Source organism: Neisseria sp. P0021.S007 (genome assembly GCF_051956855.1).
Genome location: NZ_JBQCXA010001354.1, coordinates 1 through 494 on the forward strand (window position 1 = coordinate 1; position 494 = coordinate 494).

Annotated in this window: 1 pseudogene; it reads right to left on the bottom strand. The window is 47.8% G+C overall.

What is annotated here, in order from left to right:
- Positions 1–206 precede the first annotated feature (206 nt).
- Positions 207–494 (bottom strand): annotated as a pseudogene (locus ACTHUR_RS19130) (FadR/GntR family transcriptional regulator); the annotation flags it as partial.

The following is a 494-nucleotide window of genomic DNA, read 5'->3' on the forward strand; positions in this document are numbered from 1 at the left end:
GCTCAAATTGACTTTTTCAGAACGCTCGTCGCGTTTGAAGGTTTCAACCAAACTCAAAATCGGGTCGCCCGGATAATACTCGACATGACGGTACATGGTGCTTCCTTTGTTTTTAGACAGAATGGGGAAGATTGTGGCACTAAAAAGCCTTATTTGCAAAATCAGGCCGTCTGAAAAAATTCAGACGGCCTGATTATTTTTAAACGCTACCAATCTACCCGTTTCAAATCATTTTGCGCCAATACGTCCGCATGCTCGCTGTGGCTTTGATATTCCCTGTCCTGCAAAATGCGGCGGGCGACATAATTCAAATGCAGTTTTGCCGCTTCCGCCGCCTCGGCTGGTTTGGCCTGGACAATGGCTTCAAAAATAGCACTGTGCTGGGCAATCAGCGTCGGGCGCGGGTCTTCGGTTTGATGGATATAGATAATGCCGCTGCGTGTTTGCTGATAAAGCATTTTGAGCAGGCTGCTGGAAAGGTGGCTGAACAGGAT